General features: G+C 58.2%; 22 protein-coding genes and 1 tRNA gene. All 23 read right to left on the reverse strand.

Features of this window, described 5'->3' with window-relative positions; all coding sequences use genetic code 11:
- Window positions 1-2 precede the first annotated feature (2 nt).
- The 23 genes from RS694_RS13875 to RS694_RS13985 all read right to left on the reverse strand — a co-directional run bounded on the left by RS694_RS13875 (window position 3) and on the right by RS694_RS13985 (window position 21054).
- Window positions 3-605 (reverse strand): NUDIX domain-containing protein, encoded by a 603-nt coding sequence (locus RS694_RS13875; RefSeq protein ID WP_029708576.1) that lies wholly within the window; start codon window positions 603-605, stop codon window positions 3-5.
- 15 nt (window positions 606-620) lie between these two features.
- A complete protein-coding gene (locus RS694_RS13880) occupies window positions 621-923 on the reverse strand; it encodes a DUF2818 family protein (RefSeq protein WP_029708575.1) in 303 nt (100 codons plus the stop codon).
- 45 nt (window positions 924-968) lie between these two features.
- Window positions 969-2459: an NADH-quinone oxidoreductase subunit NuoN gene (nuoN, locus tag RS694_RS13885; protein ID WP_029708574.1), complete on the reverse strand. Its 1491-nt coding sequence runs from the start codon at window positions 2457-2459 to the stop codon at window positions 969-971.
- A 24-nt stretch (window positions 2460-2483) separates the two neighbouring features.
- Entirely contained in the window at window positions 2484-3959 is a 1476-nt protein-coding gene (locus tag RS694_RS13890) for an NADH-quinone oxidoreductase subunit M (RefSeq protein WP_029708573.1), read from the reverse strand.
- A gap of 12 nt (window positions 3960-3971) precedes the next feature.
- On the reverse strand, window positions 3972-6014 hold the full coding sequence (gene nuoL, locus RS694_RS13895) for an NADH-quinone oxidoreductase subunit L (protein ID WP_029708572.1): 2043 nt from the start codon (window positions 6012-6014) through the stop codon (window positions 3972-3974).
- A gap of 89 nt (window positions 6015-6103) precedes the next feature.
- Entirely contained in the window at window positions 6104-6412 is a 309-nt protein-coding gene (gene nuoK / locus RS694_RS13900; protein ID WP_029708571.1) for an NADH-quinone oxidoreductase subunit NuoK, read from the reverse strand.
- The gene (locus RS694_RS13905; RefSeq protein WP_029708570.1) at window positions 6409-7050 is read right to left on the reverse strand and encodes an NADH-quinone oxidoreductase subunit J; all 642 of its coding nucleotides are present in this window, start codon (window positions 7048-7050) and stop codon (window positions 6409-6411) included. Before RS694_RS13905 ends, nuoK begins: the two co-directional genes overlap by 4 nt.
- Window positions 7051-7076: 26 nt before the next feature.
- Entirely contained in the window at window positions 7077-7601 is a 525-nt protein-coding gene (gene nuoI / locus RS694_RS13910; protein WP_029708569.1) for an NADH-quinone oxidoreductase subunit NuoI, read from the reverse strand.
- A gap of 11 nt (window positions 7602-7612) precedes the next feature.
- Window positions 7613-8689 (reverse strand): NADH-quinone oxidoreductase subunit NuoH, encoded by a 1077-nt coding sequence (gene nuoH, locus RS694_RS13915; protein WP_029708568.1) that lies wholly within the window; start codon window positions 8687-8689, stop codon window positions 7613-7615.
- On the reverse strand, window positions 8686-10824 hold the full coding sequence (gene nuoG, locus RS694_RS13920; protein ID WP_029708567.1) for an NADH-quinone oxidoreductase subunit NuoG: 2139 nt from the start codon (window positions 10822-10824) through the stop codon (window positions 8686-8688). Before nuoG ends, nuoH begins: the two co-directional genes overlap by 4 nt.
- Window positions 10825-10826: 2 nt before the next feature.
- Window positions 10827-12206, reverse strand: a complete 1380-nt coding sequence (gene nuoF / locus RS694_RS13925) for an NADH-quinone oxidoreductase subunit NuoF (protein ID WP_029708566.1) — start codon at window positions 12204-12206, stop codon at window positions 10827-10829.
- Entirely contained in the window at window positions 12203-12712 is a 510-nt protein-coding gene (locus RS694_RS13930; protein WP_029708565.1) for an NADH-quinone oxidoreductase subunit NuoE family protein, read from the reverse strand. Before RS694_RS13930 ends, nuoF begins: the two co-directional genes overlap by 4 nt.
- Window positions 12709-13962, reverse strand: a complete 1254-nt coding sequence (locus RS694_RS13935; protein WP_029708564.1) for an NADH-quinone oxidoreductase subunit D — start codon at window positions 13960-13962, stop codon at window positions 12709-12711. The genes RS694_RS13930 and RS694_RS13935 overlap by 4 nt, the downstream gene beginning before the upstream one ends.
- A gap of 2 nt (window positions 13963-13964) precedes the next feature.
- Entirely contained in the window at window positions 13965-14573 is a 609-nt protein-coding gene (locus RS694_RS13940; protein ID WP_029708563.1) for an NADH-quinone oxidoreductase subunit C, read from the reverse strand.
- A gap of 9 nt (window positions 14574-14582) precedes the next feature.
- Window positions 14583-15062: a NuoB/complex I 20 kDa subunit family protein gene (locus RS694_RS13945; RefSeq protein ID WP_029708562.1), complete on the reverse strand. Its 480-nt coding sequence runs from the start codon at window positions 15060-15062 to the stop codon at window positions 14583-14585.
- A 4-nt stretch (window positions 15063-15066) separates the two neighbouring features.
- Window positions 15067-15426: an NADH-quinone oxidoreductase subunit A gene (locus RS694_RS13950; protein WP_029708561.1), complete on the reverse strand. Its 360-nt coding sequence runs from the start codon at window positions 15424-15426 to the stop codon at window positions 15067-15069.
- A 61-nt stretch (window positions 15427-15487) separates the two neighbouring features.
- Window positions 15488-15572, reverse strand: a tRNA-Leu gene (locus tag RS694_RS13955).
- Between the two features lie 118 nt (window positions 15573-15690).
- Window positions 15691-16047, reverse strand: a complete 357-nt coding sequence (secG, locus tag RS694_RS13960; protein WP_029708560.1) for a preprotein translocase subunit SecG — start codon at window positions 16045-16047, stop codon at window positions 15691-15693.
- A 37-nt stretch (window positions 16048-16084) separates the two neighbouring features.
- A complete protein-coding gene (gene tpiA / locus RS694_RS13965) occupies window positions 16085-16828 on the reverse strand; it encodes a triose-phosphate isomerase (protein WP_029708559.1) in 744 nt (247 codons plus the stop codon).
- A complete protein-coding gene (locus RS694_RS13970) occupies window positions 16825-17820 on the reverse strand; it encodes an NAD(P)H-quinone oxidoreductase (protein WP_029708558.1) in 996 nt (331 codons plus the stop codon). The genes tpiA and RS694_RS13970 overlap by 4 nt, the downstream gene beginning before the upstream one ends.
- Before the next feature lie 75 nt (window positions 17821-17895).
- Complete coding sequence (gene pnp, locus RS694_RS13975) at window positions 17896-20007, reverse strand: polyribonucleotide nucleotidyltransferase (RefSeq protein WP_029708557.1); 2112 nt, start codon at window positions 20005-20007, stop codon at window positions 17896-17898.
- Between the two features lie 209 nt (window positions 20008-20216).
- Complete coding sequence (gene rpsO, locus RS694_RS13980; protein WP_029708556.1) at window positions 20217-20483, reverse strand: 30S ribosomal protein S15; 267 nt, start codon at window positions 20481-20483, stop codon at window positions 20217-20219.
- 193 nt (window positions 20484-20676) lie between these two features.
- A complete protein-coding gene (locus tag RS694_RS13985; protein WP_029708555.1) occupies window positions 20677-21054 on the reverse strand; it encodes an NAD(P)-binding domain-containing protein in 378 nt (125 codons plus the stop codon).
- Window positions 21055-21060 lie beyond the last annotated feature (6 nt).

The raw sequence follows: 21060 nt of genomic DNA on the forward strand, positions 1-21060 counted from the left end.
TGTCAGGGCTTTGGCGAAGTGGTGCTGCGCTGCCATTCCAGAGACCATGCGCCAGACAGCACATTCTGCAGCCACAAGGCGCCCGTCAGGGTCTTGGCATCGGTCACCTTGCCCTGACGGCACCAACCCAGCAGTTCGGCGGGTGTGGCGGTGAATACGTCCAGGAACTCACCGGCATCCAGGTCGCGTTCGCCCAAACTGAGTCCACGCGCAAACCAGATGTCGATGAACTCCGTGGAGTAGGCAATCACCGGGTGCAACACACCGGCGCGGGCCCACTCCTGTGCGGTGTAGCCGGTTTCTTCGCGCAGTTCGCGCTGGGCACAGGCCAGTACGTCTTCGTTGGAGTCCAGCTTGCCAGCGGGAAACTCCACCATGACCTGCCCCACGGGGTAGCGGAACTGCCGCTCCAGCACCACACGCAGGCTGCCGTCCTCGGCTTCGATCAGGGGGATGACCATCACCGCGCCAGGGTGCACCACGTATTCACGCACGGCACTCTTGCCATCGGGCAGTGCCACGGTATCGCGGAAGGCGTGGAGAAAATGGCCCTTGAGGATTTCCTGGCTGGACTGCCGTACCTCGACCAGATGGCTATCGTTCATGGGAGGTCGCCGGTATCAGTCGTGGCGCTTGAGCAGGTAGCGGTAGACAAAACCCGGGAAAGCCAGCGTCAGGAACATAAATACCGTGATGGCGTAAAACTCCCAGGTCTGCGGTGCAATCTGCCCCGCACGTTGCTCCAGCAACAAACCCACGGCCCCGGTCACAAAGTAGAACACCAGCAGCTCGCCCAACCGCATGCCGAGTGTCTTTGGCTTGGCCAGTGCTATTACGCCCAGCGCGCGGGCCGTCAAAAAAGGGAAATTGGCGGCGGCCAGAGCTAGCGCCAACACCAACCAGGCGGATACGGAAGTTGTCACAGTCAACAGGAATTCAAAAACGAGCGCAGAAGCCGGAGGACCCGATCAGGTCCCCAGCATCTGTTGAATGGCCTTGCCGCACAGAGCCATCAGACCGCTAGGGAACAAGCCCAGGGCGACCACCAGACCGGCGTTGAGGCACAGAACGATGCGCACATCGGCGGGAGCCACCACGGTGCTGGCGGTGATGGGTTCGTCAAAGTACATGACCTTGACCAGGCGCAGGTAATAGAAAGCGCCGACCAGCGACATCAACACGGCAAAGACCGTCAGGCCCAAATACACCGGTTCACCCGAGGCCACCAGCGCTTGCAAGACGGACAGTTTGGCGTAGAAGCCCACCAGCGGCGGAATGCCGGCCAGCGAGAACATACACACGGCCATGACGCCGGCATACAACGGGCTGCGCTGGTTCAGGCCGGCGAAATCGGTAAGCTCTTCGCTCTCGAATCCTTCACGCGACAACAGCAGGATGACGCCGAAAGTGGCCAGCGTGGTCAACACATAGGTGATGACATAAAACATGGACGCGCTGTAGGCGTTGGCAGAAAACGGCAGCGAATTGCCGTGCACCACGCCGGAGATCAGACCCAACAGCACGAAGCCCATTTGAGAGATCGTGGAGAAGGCCAGCATGCGCTTGACATTGGTCTGCGCGATGGCAGCCAGATTACCGATGAAGAGCGAACCCACAGCCAGCACCATGAGCATCTGCTGCCAGTCAATGGCCAGTGGCAACAATCCCTCCACCAGCAAACGGATGGTGATCGCAAAAGCTGCGAGCTTGGGGGCGCCGCCGATCATCAGCGTGATGGCAGTTGGCGCGCCCTGGTAGACATCGGGAATCCACATGTGGAAAGGAACGACACCCAGCTTGAACGCTAGACCCGCCACAATGAAGACCAAGCCAAACACCAGCACCTGGTGGCGAATCTGCCCCGAGGCAATGGCCTTGAAGATTTCGTTCACGTCCAGCGAGCCGGTCGCGCCGTAGAGCATGGACATGCCGTACAGCAGAAAGCCGGACGCCATGGCGCCGAGCACAAAGTACTTCATGGCCGCCTCAGTCGCGGTCGCGTTGTCACGGCGCAGGGCTACGAGCGCGTAGCTGGACAGGGTAAGCAACTCCAGGCCCATGTAAATCACCAGGAGGTTGTTCCCGGAAATCATCACAAACATACCCAGTAGCGCAAACAGACTCAGTGTGAACAGTTCACCGCCGCGCAACATGTCGCGCTGGGCGGAATAGGGACGTGCATAAACCAACGTCACCATGGTGGCCAAGGTTGCAAAACACTTGAGCCAGTTGCCCATGGAGTCACTGACCACCATGTTGCCAAAGCCGTAATTCGTGGCGCCACTGAGCGCATAGTTGGCTTCCAGCACGGCAACCACGGCCAAGGTCAGCAGCGTTACTCCGTAGGTCAGGCTGCGTTGGGGTGTCTTGACACCCAGGTCCATGAGGGCGATCACACACGCCATCACCATCAAAATGATTTCGGGGTAAACCGTGATCCAACTGATTTTGTCAATCATCTTTCGTCTCTCAATTCAGTTTGATCAGTGCAACTTGGAAATGGCAACATGCTTGAGCAGTTGGGCCACGGAAGCATCCATGACATCGGTGAATGGCTTGGGATGGATACCCATGTACAGCACCGCAATGGCCAGCAGCGCCAGCATGAGGAACTCGCGGGCGTTAATGTCGATCAGTGCCTTGACATCGTCATTGGCCACCGGGCCAAGGTAGACCCGCTTGAACATCCACAGGGTGTAGGCGGCGCCAAAGATCAGTGCACTGGCTGCTGCAAAGCCAATCCAGAAGTTGAACTTGATCGCACCCAGAATCACCATCCACTCACCGACAAAACCGGCGGTACCTGGCAGGCCGCAATTGGCCATGGCAAAGAACAGTGCAAACGCAGCGAACTTGGGCATGGTGTTGACAACGCCGCCGTAGCTGGCGATTTCACGTGAGTGCACGCGGTCATACAACACGCCGATGGACAGGAACATGGCACCCGACACAAAACCGTGGGCAATCATCTGCACCAGACCACCGGACACGCCCAGGTCGTTGAAGATGAAGAAACCCAGTGTGACGAAGCCCATGTGGGCCACCGACGAATAGGCCACCAGTTTTTTCATGTCCTGCTGAACCATGGCCACCAGACCCACATACACCACGGCTACCAGCGACAACGCAATCATCAGCCAGGCCCATTCGTGGGCGGCGTCCGGGGCGATGGGCATGGAGAAACGCAGGAAACCATAGGCACCGAGCTTCAGCATGATCGCGGCCAGCACGGCAGAGCCACCGGTAGGCGCTTCCACGTGCACGTCGGGCAACCAGGTGTGGACCGGCCACATCGGCACCTTGACGGCAAAAGCTGCAAAGAAGGCAAAGAACAGCAGCGTTTGCGCCGTGCCATCCAATGGTAGGGCATGCCACACCGACAGGTCAAAACTGCCACCCGATTTGGAGTACAGGTAAATCAGCGCCACCAGCATCAGCAGGGAGCCGAGCAAGGTGTAGAGGAAGAATTTGAACGCCGCGTAAATCTTGTTCGGCCCACCCCAGATACCAATGATCAGGTACATGGGAATCAGCGTGGCTTCAAAGAACACGTAGAACAGCAGACCGTCCAACGCAGAAAACACGCCAATCATCAGACCGCTCAGAATGAGGAAGGCCCCCATGTACTGGTTGACACGGGTGGTGATGGACTCCCAGCTGGCGATCACCACCACAACGGTGATGAAAGCCGTGAGCAGCACGAACCAGAAGGAAATGCCGTCCAGCCCCAGGTGGTAGTTCACATTGAAGCGTTCAATCCACGGTGCCTTTTCGACAAACTGCATTGCGGCAGAGGCCGTATCAAACTGGCCATACAAAGGCAAGGTCACCAGGAAACTGACCAAGGCGCCCACCAGGGCAATCCAGCGCACGGCCTTGGCCTGCTCATCACGCCCCAAGGCCAACAGTACCAAACCGAACGCAATAGGCGTCCAGATCGCAAGGCTCAACAATCCCATATTCTTTTTCTCCTACTTGAGCCAGACAAAGTACGTCATGAGCACAAAAATGCCCAGAATCATGGCCAGCGCATAGTGGTAGAGGTAACCCGTCTGCAACTTGCGCGCGCCACTGGAAATCCAGCCCACCAGCTTCCAGGATCCATTCACCAGCGTGCCGTCAATCAGGGCCTGATCCCCGCCCTTCCACAAACCCGTGCCCAGTGCACGCGCACCACGGGCCAAGATGTTTTCATTGATCCAGTCCAGGTAGTACTTGTTCTCCAGCAAGGTGAAGATGGGCATGAAGGTGCGTTTGATCGCAGCTGGTACGGCCGGGTTAACCATGTACATGTAGTAGGAGGTCGCCACACCCGCAATGGCCAGCCACAGCGGCAAGGTGGTCAGCGAATGCAGGGCCATTTGCAGCGGACCGTGGAAAGCCTGTTTGAGCTCTTCCATAGCAGCATGTTTTTCAAGGTTAATAAAAATCGCGTCCTTGAAGAAATCACCGTAGAGCATGGCATCAATCGTCAGGTAACCAATCACCACCGAAGGAATCGCCAGCAGTACGAGCGGCACAGTCACGACCCACGGAGATTCGTGCGGTACGTGGTGGTCATCATGGTGATGGTGCGGATCGGGCTCTTCCGATTCGTCATGGTGCGCGCCATGGTGGGCATCGGGATTCTGGTCAAACCGCTCTTTTCCATGGAACACCAGGAAGTACATGCGGAAGGAATAGAAGGCCGTGACAAACACGCCAGCCAGCACTGCGAAGTTGGCGAAGCCGGCACCCCACAGGTGGGACTCGTGCACCGCTTCGATGATGCTGTCCTTGGAGTAGAAGCCTGCGAACAATGGTGTACCAATCAGCGCGAGTGAACCCAGCAAGGAGGTGATCCAGGTGATGGGCATGTACTTGCGCAGGCCACCCATCCAGCGGATGTCCTGATTGTGGTGCACACCCATGATGACCGAACCCGCAGCCAGGAACAGCAAGGCCTTGAAGAAGGCATGGGTCATCAGGTGGAACACAGCGACTGAGTAGGCCGAAGCACCCAACGCCACCGTCATGTAACCTAACTGCGATAACGTGGAGTACGCCACCACACGTTTGATGTCGTTCTGGATGATGCCCAGGAAACCCATGAACAAAGCCGTGATGGAACCGATCACCATGATGAAGCTCAAGGCCGTATCGCTCAGTTCAAAGAGCGGCGACATACGTGCCACCATGAAAATACCGGCCGTCACCATGGTCGCTGCGTGGATCAACGCAGAGATGGGTGTCGGGCCTTCCATGGAGTCTGGCAGCCAGACATGCAATGGGAACTGGGCCGACTTGCCCATGGCACCAATAAACAGGCAGATGCAGATCACGGTGACCAGCATCCAGTCAGTTCCCGGGAAGCTGAGCTTTGCCAATTCGTCCGCCTTGGCAAAGGCTTCGGTGTAGTTCAGCGTACCAGCGAAGGCGACGATCAGGCCAATGCCCAGGATGAAGCCGAAGTCACCCACGCGGTTGACCAGAAAAGCCTTCATGTTGGCAAAGATGGCCGTCGGTTTGTTGTACCAGAAGCCGATCAGCAGGTAGGACACCAGCCCCACTGCTTCCCAACCGAAAAACAGCTGCAGCATGTTGTTGCTCATGACCAGCATCAACATGGAGAAGGTGAACAGGGAGATATAGGCGAAGAAGCGGTTGTAGCCCTCGTCTTCTTCCATGTAGCCAATGGTGTACAGGTGCACCATGAGCGATACAAAGGTCACCACACACATCATCATGGCGGTGAGCCCATCGACCAGGAAGCCGACTTCCATCTTGAGTCCACCCACCACCATCCAGGTGTAGATCGTCTCGTTGAAACGTGCGCCGTCCATAGCCACGGACTTGAGTGTCATGGCCGAAATAATGAACGCCACCAGCACGCCAAGAATAGTGACCGAATGGGAGAGGCGGCGGCCGATGACATTGCCACCGAATTTCGTGCCCAGCACACCCGCCAGCACGGCGCCCACCAAGGGCGCCAACGGAACGGCCAGCAGCGTAGAAGCGGAAAGGGTTGAAGACATCTTAGACCGTCCGTAGGGCCGCCCCAAGGGCGGGATGCGCCCCCTCGGGGGGCAGCGAATACACAAAGTGATGAGCGTGGGGGTTCATATCAACCCTTGAGCGTGTTGAGTTCGTCCACGCTGATGCTGGACTTGTTGCGGAACAGCAGCACCAGGATGGCAAGGCCAATGGCCGACTCGGCAGCCGCAACGGTCAGGATGAAGAACACAAAAATCTGTCCCTGCATGTCATGCAGGAAATAGGAGAAAGCCACGAAGTTGGTGTTTACCGCCAACAGCATGAGCTCAATCGCCATCAGCAGAACGATCAGGTTACGGCGGTTCAAAAAGATACCCACCACGGAGAGCGCAAACAGCATGGCGCCGAGCGAAAGAAAATGTCCAAGGGTCAAGGTCATGCTTTGGTCTCCGCCTGTGGGGCTGCAGGCTCAGCGGCCGTCTGGGTGGCTGCCATCTTGACGACGGTCATGCGGTCACGGGATTTCACCCGCACCTGGTCGCCAGGGCTCACGTATTTGCTGTCTTTGCGGGCGCGCAGGGTCAGTGCGATGGCCGCAATCATGGCGACCAGCAGAATGGCAGCGGCCACTTCCAGCGGGTACAAATATTGGGTGAACAACAAGGTGCCCAGTTCTTTGGTGTTGGAAACCTGGGCGGCGCCGGCTACAACTGCAGCAGGCTCATCCACCACACGGAATCCACCCATCAGCACGGCGGCCATTTCCAGCGCAATCACAACACCCACAAGGGCCGCAAAAGGAAAGTGCTTCCAGAAACCAATACGCAGGTTTTCGACATTGATGTCCATCATCATCACGACGAACAGGAACAACACCATCACCGCCCCCACGTACACCAGCACCAGGGTGATGGACAGGAATTCGGCTTTCAGCAACATCCAGATCATGGCGGCCTGAAAAAAGGTCAACACCAGAAACAAGGCCGCATGCACAGGGTTGCGCGCCGTGATGACGCGAAACGCGGCGATCAGCAGCACCGCCGAAAACACATAAAACAGACCGGTCGTGACACTCATGATTCGATTTCTTTCTGGCGGGCCGATCAGCGGTACTTGGCGTCAGCCTGTTTGGCTGTCGCAATCTCGCCTTCGTAGCGATCACCAACTGCCAACAACATCTCTTTGGTGAAGTACAGGTCACCACGCTTTTCACCGTGGTATTCAAGGATGTGGGTTTCCACAATCGAATCCACGGGGCAGCTCTCTTCACAGAAGCCGCAGAAAATGCACTTGGTCAGATCAATGTCATACCGCGTGGTACGGCGCGAGCCATCGGCACGCACATCGGACTCGATGGTGATGGCCATGGCTGGACACACCGCTTCACACAGCTTGCAGGCAATGCAGCGCTCTTCGCCATTTTCATAACGGCGCAAGGCATGCAGACCGCGGAAACGCGGGCTCAGGGGTGTCTTCTCTTCAGGAAACTGGACAGTCACCTTGCGGCGAAACAGATAACGCCCTGTCAGTGCCATCCCTTTGAACAACTCGATCAGCAGGAAACTGGACAGGAAGTCCCACAGCGAAAAAGCGGGAGAAGGCGCACGGGTGTAGGTAGACGAAGTCATAAGAGATTCCTTCACAGCCAGATGTTGAAGGACGTTTGCATCCAGGCGCCCACCACCAACAGCCACACCAAGGTGACGGGGATGAACACTTTCCAGCCCAGACGCATGATTTGGTCATAACGGAAGCGGGGGAAGGTGGCGCGAACCCAGATAAACAGGCTGACCACGGCACAGGTCTTGATACCGAGCCAGATCCAGCCAGGGATGAAGTCCAGCGCAGCGACCGGCGACAACCAGCCGCCCAGGAACATGATGGATGCGAGGATGGAGATCAGCCACATGTTGGCGTATTCGGCCAGATAGAACATCGCATAGGACATGCCGGAGTACTCGACCATGTGACCCGCCACGATTTCAGCCTCCCCTTCAACCACGTCAAAAGGATGGCGGTTGGTTTCTGCCAGACCGGAAATCACGTACACCACAAAAATGGGCAGCAATGGCAACCAGTTCCAGGAGAGGAAAGCCAGCCCCATGGCGGCCATCTCCCCCTTGCTCTGGCCCACCACGATGTCCGTCATGTTCATGCTGCCCGTGACCATCAGCACGATGACCAGGCAAAAGCCCATGGAAATTTCGTAGCTCACCATTTGCGCAGAGGCGCGCAACGCGCCCAGGAAAGCGTATTTGGAGTTGGACGCCCAGCCCGCGATCACCACGCCATAAACTTCCATGGAGGTGATGGCCATGATGAACAACAAGCCCGCATTCACATTGGCCAGCGCCACGTCGGGACCAAACGGCACTACAGCCCAAGCAGCCAGGGCGGGCATGATGGTCAGAATAGGACCAATGAAGAACAAACCCTTGTTGGCCTGTGCCGGCACCAGGATTTCCTTGGTCAGCAGTTTCAGTGCATCGGCAATCGGTTGCAAAAGCCCCAAAGGCCCCACGCGGTTGGGACCTACCCGCACCTGCATCCAACCCAGGAACTTGCGCTCCCACAAAGTCAGGTAAGCCACCGCGCCCATGAGCGGGAGAAGCACCACCACAATCTTGATCAAAGTCCAGATGATGGGCCACAGCAGACCTGCCCACCAAGGTGCAGCCAGCAAACCCAGGCCAGCGTTGTAGATCGTGTCAATCATGCCAGTGCCTCCTGGGCAACAGGTGCTGCGGCAGTAGCGCGCGCATCCGCCGTCAGTTGCAGCGATGTGGCGCGGCGCACCAGACCATCGAGCTGGTAAATGCTAGCCACCACAGGCTCTGTCGCGCCACCCGTCAACACCGGCACAGCGTGGCTGGTATTGCCCAGGCGGTCGGCTCGTACGTGTGTGGGAGTCGCATCGTCACCGATGTGCAAATCAGCCAACACCTCTTGCGAGGACTCAAAAGCAAAACCGGGCAGGTTCAGCATATTGGCCAGCACACGCAGAACTTTCCAGGCCGGACGGGTTTCGCCCAATGGCTTGACCACGGCGTGGAAGCTTTGCACACGCCCTTCGGCGTTGACAAAGGTGCCAGACGTTTCGGTGAATGGTGCAATAGGCAGCAGCACATCGCTGAATTCCATGTTGGCCTTGAAGGGACTCAAGGAGACAACCATCTCGGACTTCACCAATTGGTGGGCCGCGCCTGCAGCAGAGTCGAATACCGGTTCGGTATTGAGCAGGAAAACCGCTTTGAGGCCACCGGCCAGCATCTGGGCGGCGTTCAGGCCGCCCGCGCCCGGTACAGCACCAGCTACCTGAGCGCCAACGGTATTGGCCGCTTCGGTGAGGTAACCCACGCTGGCGCCGGTCTGCTCCGCAATCCAGTTGGCCAGCGACAGCAGACTGGTAGCTTGCGCATGGTGCGCAGCGCCATTGCCCAGCAAAACCGCTTTGCGTTCGCCGCCCAATAAGCTCTTGGCAATGGCCTGGGCCGACACCGTGGCGCTGCCAGCAGCAGGTGCAGAAACACCGGTCTCTGCCGCAATGGCGGTTGCGATGTCAGCCAGCGCCTGCACCCATTGGCCCGCGGGAACGTGCACCGCATTGGCAACGGGAATGGCCCAGTCAGTTGCTACTGTATTAATAGCGCTTACCGCACATCCCATGCGGGCCGCCTGCCGAATTCGTTGTGCAAACAGGGGGTGATCCTTGCGCAGGTTGGAGCCTACGACCAGCACGCGCTGCAGTTGCGACAGGGAAGCAATCGAGGTGCCGAGCCAGCGCACGCTACTGGAACTTTCAAACTCGGCATTGCGCAGACGGTAGTCGATATTCTCGCTGCCCAGGCCGCGCACCAGTGCGCCTGCCAGATGCAGCTCTTCGAGCGTGCTGTGCGGGCTCACCAGGGTACCGATGGAGTTCGCGCCGTGGTTGGCCTTGATCTGCTTGAGACCGTTGGCCACGTATTCCAGGGCCGTTTGCCAGTCCACGCTGGCCCACTTGCCACCCTGCTTGATCATGGGCGTGGTCAGGCGTTCGTCGCTGTTCAGCGCTTCGTAGGAGAAACGGTCGCGGTCGGCAATCCAGCATTCGTTGACCGCTTCGTTTTCGAGCGGCACCACACGCATGACCTGGTTGTTCTTGACCTGCACCACCAGGTTGGCACCGGTAGAGTCGTGCGGGCTGACCGACTTGCGGCGCGACAGTTCCCAAGTACGGGCGCTGTAGCGGAAAGGCTTGCTGGTCAGCGCGCCCACGGGGCAGATGTCGATCATGTTGCCCGACAGCTCGGAATCCACCGACTCTCCAATAAAGGTTTCGATCTCGGCATGTTCACCGCGGTGCGACATGCCCAGCTCCATCACGCCGGCCACTTCCTGGCCAAAACGCACACAGCGGGTGCAGTGGATGCAGCGGCTCATTTCCTGCATGGAAATCAGCGGACCGACGTCCTTGACAGGTACCACGCGTTTTTCTTCTTCGTAACGCGACGACGAACCACCGTAGCCGACCGCCAAATCCTGCAACTGACACTCACCGCCCTGGTCGCAGATCGGGCAATCCAGCGGGTGGTTGATCAGCAAAAACTCCATGACGGATTTCTGCGCCTTGATCGCCTTGTCGCTCTTGGTGCGCACGATCATGCCCTGCGTCACCGGCGTAGCGCAGGCGGGCATGGGCTTGGGCATCTTCTCCACGTCGACCAGACACATGCGGCAATTGGCCGCAATGCTGAGCTTCTTGTGATAGCAGAAATGCGGGATGTAGGTACCGGCCTTGTCGGCGGCATGCATGATCATGCTGCCTTCAACAATGTCTACCTTCTTGCCGTCGAGTTCGATTTCAATCATTGTTAGCTTTCCACCGCCGCATGGACCATGCTGGACTTGTGCTCGATCAGGTGCGCAAACTCATGCCGATAGTGTTTGATCATGGCGCGCACGGGCATGGCTGCCGCGTCGCCCAGCGCGCAAATGGTGCGGCCCATGATGTTCTCGGACACGTTGTCCAGCAGATCCAGATCAGTGGGGCGTCCCTTGCCATCCACGATGCGATCCACCATCCGCGACAACCAACCCGTGCCTTCACGGCAAGGTGTGCACTGGCCGCAGGATTCGTGCATGTAGAAGTAGGACAGACGCTGCAGCGCCTTGACCATGCAACGCGTTTCGTCCATGACGATCACGGCGCCGGAACCCAGCATGGAACCCGCCTTGGCGATGGAGTCGTAGTCCATCGTGCATTCCATCATGATGGAAGCAGGCAACACAGGCGAAGACGAACCGCCGGGAATCACAGCCTTCAGGGCTTTGCCGCCCTTGACGCCACCGGCCAGCTCCAACAGCTTGGCGAATGGGGTGCCCATGGGGATTTCGTAATTACCGGGCCGCTCGACGTCACCGCTGACCGAATAGATCTTGGTGCCGCCGTTGTTGGGCTTGCCGCATTCCAGATACGCCTGGCCGCCATTGCGAATGATCCAGGGGACCGCCGCAAAGGTTTCGGTGTTATTGATCGTGGTGGGCTTGCCGTACAGACCAAAGCTGGCCGGGAACGGTGGCTTGAAACGGGGTTGGCCCTTCTTGCCTTCCAGCGATTCCAGCAGAGCGGTTTCTTCACCGCAGATGTAAGCACCAAAGCCGTGGGCCGCGTGCAACTGGAAGCTGAAGTTGCTGCCCATGATGTTATTGCCCAAAAGGCCTGCAGCACGCGCTTCTTCCAATGCCGCTTCGAAGCGGTCATAAGCGGAAAAGATTTCGCCGTGGATGTAGTTGTAACCCACGCTGATACCCATCGCATACGCGGCGATGGCCATGCCTTCGATCACGATATGCGGGTTGAACTCCAGAATGTCACGGTCCTTGCAGGTACCGGGTTCGCCTTCGTCGGAGTTGCAGACCAGGTATTTTTGTCCCGGGAACTGGCGGGGCATGAAGCTCCACTTCAGGCCGGTGGGGAAGCCCGCACCGCCGCGGCCGCGCAGTGCGGATTCTTTGACAGTAGCAATGACCTGGTCTTGCGTCATGCCCACGACGCCTGCTTCGTTCGGTGCCGCGCCATCCTTGCCCAGAATCTTGCGCAGCGCTTGGTAACCACCGCGCGCTTCGTAGTCTTTCAGGCTCCAGTTGGAACCGTTCAGGCCCGCATAAATCTGAGGATTGATGTGGCGGTCATGGAAACAGGTTTGAACGCCTGTGGCTTTGAACTGATCAAGGATCTTGTCGACGCTCATGCCTTGGCTCCCTCACGACTGGACTCTTCGCGCAGGCTGTCAACCAGTTGGTCCAGCTTGTCGTCGCTCATGAAACTGCACATATGGCGGTCATTCACCAGCATGACAGGCGAATCAGCGCAGGCACCGAGGCATTCGCTTTGCTGCAGCGTAAACAGGCCGTCAGCCGTCGTCTCACCCATATGGATGCCCAACTTGTGCTCCAGATGGTGCAAGGCTTTCTGGCCATCACGCAACTGGCATGGCAGATTGGTGCAGACGTTCAGCTTGTACTTGCCAACGGGACGCTGGTTGTACATGTTATAGAACGTGGTGACTTCGTGCACGGCAATAGGCGCCATGCCCAAATATTCAGCAACGACTTTTTCACTGTCAGTACTGACGAAGCCCAACTCCTGCTGCACGATAGCCAGGCAGGCCATGACGGCAGACTGGCGGCCCGCGTCGTTGTCAGGGTACTTGGCGACTTCCTTGGCGAAGCGCGCTTTGGTGGCGTCAGAGATCATCGGTCAATCTCTCCAAAAACAATATCCATGGTGCCAATGATCGAGACTGCATCGGCAATCATGTGACCGGTGGCCATTTCATTCAAACCGGCCAGATGGGCAAAGCCCGGTGGACGGATTTTCAGACGATAAGGCTTGTTGGCACCATCGCTCAAGATGTAGATACCAAACTCGCCCTTGGGATGCTCGACGGCTGCGTAGGCTTCGCCTTCGGGCACATGAAAACCTTCGGTGAAGAGCTTGAAGTGGTGAATCAACTCTTCCATGTTGGTCTTCATGGATTCGCGCGACGGTGCTGCGACCTTGTGGTTGTCGGTGATCACCGGACCGGGGTTGGCCTTGAGCCAGTCAACGCACTGCTTGATGATGCGGTTGGACTGCTTCATCTCCTCCATGCGCACCAGGTAACGGTCGTACACATCGCCGGTCTTGCCCACGGGAATATCAAAGTCCAGTTGGTCGTAGACGTCGTAGGGCTGCTTCTTGCGCAGGTCCCAGGCAATGCCGGAGCCACGCAACATGGGGCCGGTAAAGCCCAGATTGAGCGCACGCTCAGGCGTCACGATGCCGATGTTGACGGTACGCTGCTTCCAGATGCGGTTCTCGGTGAGAAGCGTGTGGTACTCATCCAGACAGGCCGGGAAGCGCTGCGTGAAGTCTTCAATGAAGTCCAGCAACGAACCCTGGCGGTTCTTGTTGAGCTCTGCCACACCCTTGGCATTGCGCACCTTGCTGGCCTTGAACTGGGGCATGGTGTCGGGCAGGTCGCGGTACACGCCACCGGGACGGAAATACGCTGCATGCATGCGCGCGCCGCTGGCGGCTTCGTACATGTCAAACAGGTCTTCACGTTCGCGGAAGGTGTAGATCAGGATGGTGGAGCTGCCGCAATCATTGCCGTGTGAGCCCAGCCACATCAGGTGGTTCAGCAGACGGGTGATTTCGGAGAACATCACGCGGATGTACTGCGCACGGACCGGCACGTCGATACCCAGCAGCTTTTCAATCGCCAGGCAGTAAGCGTGCTCGTTGCACATCATGGACACGTAGTCCAGACGGTCCATGTACGGCAAGGCCTGCATATAGGTCTTGCTCTCGGCCAGCTTCTCGGTGGCGCGGTGCAGCAATCCAATGTGCGGATCGGCACGCTGGATGACTTCACCGTCCAGCTCCAGCACCAAGCGCAATACGCCGTGGGCTGCCGGGTGCTGAGGACCGAAGTTGAGGGTGTAGTTTTTGATTTCGGCCATGATTACTGCAGCCCGCCGTAGTTGTCTTCACGGATGATGCGCGGCGTGATTTCGCGCGTCTCGATCGTGACGGGCTGGTACACCACCCGTTTTTGCTCGGCGTCGTAGCGCATTTCCACATGGCCCGTGGTGGGAAAGTCCTTGCGGAAAGGGTGACCAATGAAGCCGTAGTCGGTAAGAATGCGGCGCAAGTCGGTGTGGCCATCAAACACAATGCCAAACAGATCGAAGGCCTCGCGCTCAAACCAGTTGGCGGAATTCCAGATATCGTTCACGGACGCCACCATAGGCATGCCGTCATCGGGCGCGAACACCTTGAGGCGCACGCGCTGATTCAGACTCACCGACAGCAACTGACTCACCACGCAGTAGCGCGGGCCTTCGTAAGCACCCGCCTTGTAGTCGGAGTAATCCACGCCACACAGGTCGATGAGTTGCTCGAACTGGCAACCCGGCGCATCACGCAGCGCCAGCGCGGCAGCATGGTAATCCTGCGTGGACACCAGCACCTTAAGTTCACCGAGATCGATGGAAATGCGCTTGATCTTGTCACCCAGCGCCGCCTCGACAGCCGCCTGGGTGGTTTCGGGACGCACGGAAAATTCGGTCATGGTGTCCCTTCAGGCGCGTGCGATGGTTTCAGTGCGGCGGATCTTTTGCTGCAATTGCAAAATGCCGTACAACAGCGCTTCTGCGGTGGGCGGACAGCCCGGCACATAGACATCCACCGGGACAATGCGATCACAGCCACGCACCACCGAATAGCTGTAGTGGTAATAACCACCACCATTGGCACACGAACCCATGCTGATCACCCAGCGCGGCTCGGACATCTGGTCATACACCTTGCGCAGTGCGGGTGCCATCTTGTTGCACAGCGTACCTGCCACAATCATCAGATCGGATTGGCGCGGGCTGGCACGGAACACTTCGGAGCCGAAGCGGCTGATGTCATAACGCGCAGCCGCCGCATGCATCATTTCCACAGCACAACAGGCCAGACCAAACGTCATGGGCCAAATGGACCCCGTCTTGGCCCAGTTCATCACCGAGTCATAACTCGTAGTGACGAAGCCTTCTTTGAGTACACCTTCAATCATTGCATTACTCCCAGTCCAGAGCGCCTTTTTTCCACATGTACACAAAGCCGATCGTCAGCACGATCACGAACTCTGCACCCACCAGAAAACCAAGGAAACCGATTTCCTTGAGCGACACCGCCCAGGGAAACAAAAAGGCTGTTTCCAGATCAAACAGAATAAACAGGATGGCGACCAGGTAATACCGGACGTCAAACTTCATGCGGGCGTCTTCAAACGCTTCGAAGCCGCATTCATAAGGGGAGTTTTTTGCCGCGTCAGGCCGGTTGGGCCCGAGGATGTAGCCCAGCACTTGCGGCACTACGCCGACGCCAATGCCGACCAAGATGAACAAGAGGACGGGAAGGTATTGATCAAGGTTCATCTTGGGATTCTGATCAGCGTTATGTGTTTCCCGAGTATGCACCCGGGGAAACTGTTTTGTCTGGTGCCTTCGGCGAGACTCGAACTCGCACAGCTTTCGCCACTACCACCTCAAGATAGCGTGTCTACCAATTTCACCACGAAGGCGGCTCTCAGTTGTCTGAATGGCGTGAGGTGCCTTGCGGCTTTTTGCTCTTCAGACAAGCTTAGAGTTTACCCTGAATTTACCTCGTCACCCGAAGGGACAAGGCAATTGCAGAGGCAATTATTTCGAGGGAATCTGCGCAGCACCCGATGCGGGCACCACAGGTGCAGGCGCTGCATCGGCAGCCACAGGCGCCACGACTGCAGCACCTTCCAGAACGCTACCGGTACTGGCAGGACGCAGGTTGCCGAAATAGGCCAGCGCCAGGGTGCACACAAAGAAGATGGTTGCCAGGATGGCGGTTGTGCGCGACAGGAAGTTGGCACTGCCGCTGGCGCCAAACAGGCTGCCCGAACCACCACTGCCAAATGCAGCGCCCATGTCAGCGCCTTTACCGTGTTGCACCAGGATCAGGCCAATCATGGCCAGGGCGGACAGCATTTGCACCGTCAGAATAACCGTTACCAAAACATTCATGCTTTACTCCTAAATTGATAGCTACTTGCGCAGTCCCTTAGCGGGCTGCAGCAATAATTGATAAAAAATCCGGGGCCTTGAGGGCTGCACCGCCCACCAAGCCACCGTCAATGTCCGCCTGTGCCAGCAAAGTGGCCGCATTGGCTGCATTCATGCTGCCGCCATACAAAATTTGCACCCGGTCTGCCTGTGCACTTGCGGCACGCAATTGCGCCCGCAACACGGCATGCACCTGCTGCGCCTGCTCTGGCGTTGCGGTCTTGCCAGTGCCAATCGCCCACACCGGCTCGTAGGCCACCACAATCTCGCTGATGCAATGGCCATTGGTATGGATAACTGCAGCCAGTTGGCGTTTGACCACTTCTTCGGTCTGCCCGGCTTCGCGTTCTGCGAGCGTTTCACCAACACAGACGATAGGCGTAATGCCATGCGCCAGCGCCGCTTTGGCTTTGTCGGCCACCAGCGCATCGCTTTCAACATGGTATTGGCGGCGCTCCGAATGACCGACGATGGCGTAACGCACCGCGAAGTCTTTCAGCATGGTCGCCGACATTTCACCGGTATAGGCGCCTGCTTCGTGGGCCGACACATCTTGCGTACCCAGGTCCAGTTGGCTTCCCGCCACCAGCGCTTGCACCTGCGCCAGATACGGCGCGGGCACACACACGGCGACCTGGCAAGCCCATTCGGCAGATGCTGCCAACAACGCCTTGACCAAGGCCTCGTTGGAGGCGGCATTGCCATTCATCTTCCAGTTGCCTGCAATCAGTTTTCGCTTCATGCATCACCCCATGTCAAAACAATCTTGCCCACATGCTGGCTGGACTCCATCAGCGCATGCGCCTTGGCAGCCTCAGCCGCAGGCAAGACGCTGTGCAGCACCGGCTGGATGCGCCCTGCCGCCAGCAACGGCCATACCGTTTTCTGCAAGGCCTGCGCAATCGCACCCTTGAAAGCCACCGGACGTGCACGCAGCGTGGAGCCGGTGACCGTGAGGCGGCGACGCAGCACCAGTCCCGCATTGATCTCGCTCTTCACACCGCCCTGCACTGCAATGATGACCAAGCGGCCATCTTCTGCCAGGCATTCCACTTCCTTGGCCACGTAGGCACCAGCCACCATGTCCAGAATCACATCCACACCGCGGTCTGCGGTCAGGCGCATTACTTCCGCCTGGAAATCCTGCGTCTTGTAGTTGATCGCGTGGTCTGCACCCAGGGCCAGGCAGGCTGCGCATTTTTCATCGCTGCCCGCGGTTACCAGAACCGTCGCGCCCAGGGCCTTGGTCATCTGAATGGCCGTGACGCCAATGCCGCTGGAGCCCCCCTGGATCAACAGGGTTTCACTGCTTTGCAACCGCGCGCGGTCAAACACATTGCTCCACACCGTGAAGAAGGTTTCCGGCAGCGAGGCTGCCTGCACATCAGTGAGACCTGCTGGCACCGGCAGACACTGCGCCACGGGCGCAACACAGTACTCGGCATAACCACCACCCGCCACCAGCGCACACACCCGGTCACCCGGTTGGAGCCCAGCGGCCTGCATGGCAGCAGCATCGCCTTCAACAACAACGCCCGCCACTTCCAGACCCGGAATATCCGAGGCACCGGGAGGTGCGGGGTAGAAACCTGCGCGCTGCAATACGTCAGGGCGATTGATCCCGCTGGCGCTCACGCGAATGAGCAACTCCCCTGGGCCCGGTACAGGCACGGGGCGCTCTCCCAGACGCAGAACGTCAGGGCCACCAAAGGATGCAATCTCGATAACTTTCATGGCTTTTAGACCGATAGCCCCCGCGCATATTGCGCGAGCAGCTATCGATTTGCTAGCAATTGCAGTGCGTCAGGCTTACTCGTTGGACTGTGCGGGACGGTCCAGCAAAGCCTTCATGGACAACTTGATGCGGCCCTTTTCGTCGGTTTCCATGACCTTGACCTTGACGATCTGGCCTTCGGACAGGTAGTCGGATACCTTCTCGACGCGCTCGTGGGCGATCTGGCTGATGTGCAGCAGACCGTCCTTGCCAGGCAGCAGGTTAACCAGAGCACCGAAGTCAAGAATCTTGGTGATCGGGCCTTCGTAAACCTTGCCAATTTCGACTTCCGCGGTGATCTGCTCGATGCGGCGCTTGGCTTCTTCAGCCTTGGCTGGATCAGCGGATGCGATGGTGATGGTGCCGTCTTCTTCGATGTTGATCTGGGTACCAGTTTCTTCGGTCAGCGCGCGGATGACAGCGCCGCCCTTGCCGATCACGTCACGGATCTTCTCGGGGTTGATCTTCATCGTGAACAGGCGCGGTGCGAAGTTGGACACTTCGGTCTTGGCTTCGGCCATCGCTTCTTGCATCTTGCCCAGAATGTGCATGCGTGCTTCCTTGGCCTGGGCCAAAGCGACTTGCATGATTTCCTTGGTAATGCCCTGGATCTTGATGTCCATCTGCAGCGCGGTAATACCGTTGGTGGTGCCGGCAACCTTGAAGTCCATATCGCCCAGGTGATCTTCGTCACCCAGAATGTCGGTCAACACGGCGAAGCGGTTGTCTTCCTTGATCAGACCCATGGCGATACCCGCCACATGGGCTTTCATAGGCACGCCAGCGTCCATCAGCGACAGGCAGCCGCCGCAAACGGAGGCCATCGACGAGGAGCCGTTGGATTCGGTGATTTCGGACACGACACGCATGGTGTACGGGAAGTCCTCCTTGGAAGGCAACACCGCGACCAGAGCGCGCTTGGCCAGACGGCCGTGGCCGATTTCGCGGCGCTTGGGCGTGCCCACGCGACCGGTTTCGCCAGTGGCAAACGGAGGCATGTTGTAGTGCAGCATGAAGCGGTCTTCGTATTCACCGGAGAGTGCGTCGATGCGTTGTGCGTCACGCTCAGTGCCCAGCGTGGTCACCACCAGCGCTTGCGTTTCACCACGGGTGAACAGTGCGGAACCGTGGGTACGGGGCAACACGCCGTTGCGGATTTCGATGGCGCGCACAGTGCGTGTATCGCGGCCGTCGATGCGGGGCTCGCCTGCCAGAATTTGGCCGCGAACGATCTTGGCTTCGATGTCAAACAGCATGCCGTCCACAGCCACGCTGTCGAACTCGACACCCTCAGCCTTCAGACCCATCTTGGTCCAGGTCGTCACTTCGCGCGTGGCCTTGGTACGCGCTTGCTTGTTGCGAATCTGGTAAGCCGCAGCGAGCTTTTCCTGGGCCAGGGCAACCACCTTGGCGATCAGGACTTCGTCCTTGGCAGGGGCTTTCCAGTCCCAGACCGGTTTGCCCGCGTCACGCACCAGTTCGTGGATCGCGTTGATAGCGATTGCACTTTGTTCGTGGCCATAAACCACGCCACCGAGCATGATTTCTTCGGACAGTTGTTGTGCTTCGGACTCGACCATCAGCACAGCGGCTTCAGTACCAGCAACGACCAGATCCATGATGGAGTCTTTGCGCTGGGTCTGGCCAGGATTCAGAACGTATTCGCCGTTGACGTAACCGACGCGGGCTGCGCCGATGGGGCCGTTGAATGGTACGCCAGAGATGGACAGAGCGGCGCTCACTGCGATCATCGCAGCGATGTCAGCGTCGACTTCGGGGTTCAACGACACGGTGTGGATCACCACGTGCACTTCGTTGAAGAAGCCTTCTGGGAACAGAGGGCGGATTGGGCGGTCGATCAGGCGGGACGTCAGCGTTTCAAATTCGCTGGGGCGGCCTTCGCGCTTGAAGAAGCTGCCGGGGATCTTGCCTGCAGCGTAGGTCTTTTCGAGGTAGTCAACGGTCAGGGGGAAGAAGTCCTGGCCGGGCTTGCCTTCGGTCTTGGCAACCACAGTGGCCAGCACAACGGTGCCGTCCATGTCCAGCAGCACAGCGCCGGTGGACTGGCGTGCGATTTCGCCGGTTTCCATGGTGACCGTGTGTTGGCCCCATTGGAAAGTCTTGGTAACTTTGTTGAACATTGTCATTTTCTTTTCTCCAGTTATTGTGGGAAGTGCAGGCCACCTCACCCAAGCCCGGAGCCAACATCACAGTCCACGATGCCATTCCAGAAAAACTCGGAAAAATCCCCGAATCGCTTTGGAATGACACAGCTTCGTACTGTTTTTGCCGTCTCCGAAGTAAAAAACGCCTGAGCTAGTGACCTAACTCAGGCGTTCATCATTCGATCAGTCGCTTACTTGCGCAGACCCAGCTTCGCGATCAGGGCCACATAACGGTCGTGGTCCTTGGAATTCAGGTAGTCCAGCAGCTTGCGGCGACGGCTCACCATGCGCAGCAGACCGCGGCGACCGTGGTGGTCCTTGGCGTGGGTCTTGAAGTGGGGGGTCAGCTCGTTGATACGGGCTGTCAGCAGAGCCACTTGGACTTCTGGGCTACCGGTATCGCCGGCTTGGCGGGCGTTGTCTTTGACAACTGCAGCTTTGATGCTGGATGCGATCATTTTTTCATTTCCTGTAGATGGGCTCGCACAGCGTCAATACGGTGTGTTTGCCCCAGTTTTCAAACTTGCGCCAGCGGCTGGAACTGCTACTGGCGTGCGCCTTGCCGAATGCAAAGCCTGTCAATTATATACCGATGCGGGTCAGACCACTCGCGCAGTGATGTGCTCTGACCCCAACTGGCTAGAACTCTGTTTAGTAACCGGTCGCCCGCCCGGCGATCACAGGCAAGGCCTCGTCGCTGATCAGGGCCCAGATGACCCGGACAATGGACTCGGAGGCGATCACGGTCTGCTTGTTTTGGCTGTTGACCAGCTTTTCACGCAGTTCGCGCCGTACCTCGGGCAAGCCGGTCAGCTCAAAAATCACATGTATGCCGTCGCCCAGGGCCACCACATCGTCCAATGTGCAGACTTTGATACCTGTCTGCTGGGCCAGTTGGCGCCCCGGGGTGTCCATCGCCTCGGCCACACATACCAGGTCCAGGCCGTGGCTGCGCTTGGCGAGCATCTGGCGCAGAAAGGCCGATCCGATGCGTCCCAAGCCAATGATGGCGATGCGTTGCTTGTCCATGGCGTG

Source organism: Rhodoferax saidenbachensis, assembly GCF_001955715.1.
GTDB lineage: Bacteria > Pseudomonadota > Gammaproteobacteria > Burkholderiales > Burkholderiaceae_C > Allorhodoferax > Allorhodoferax saidenbachensis.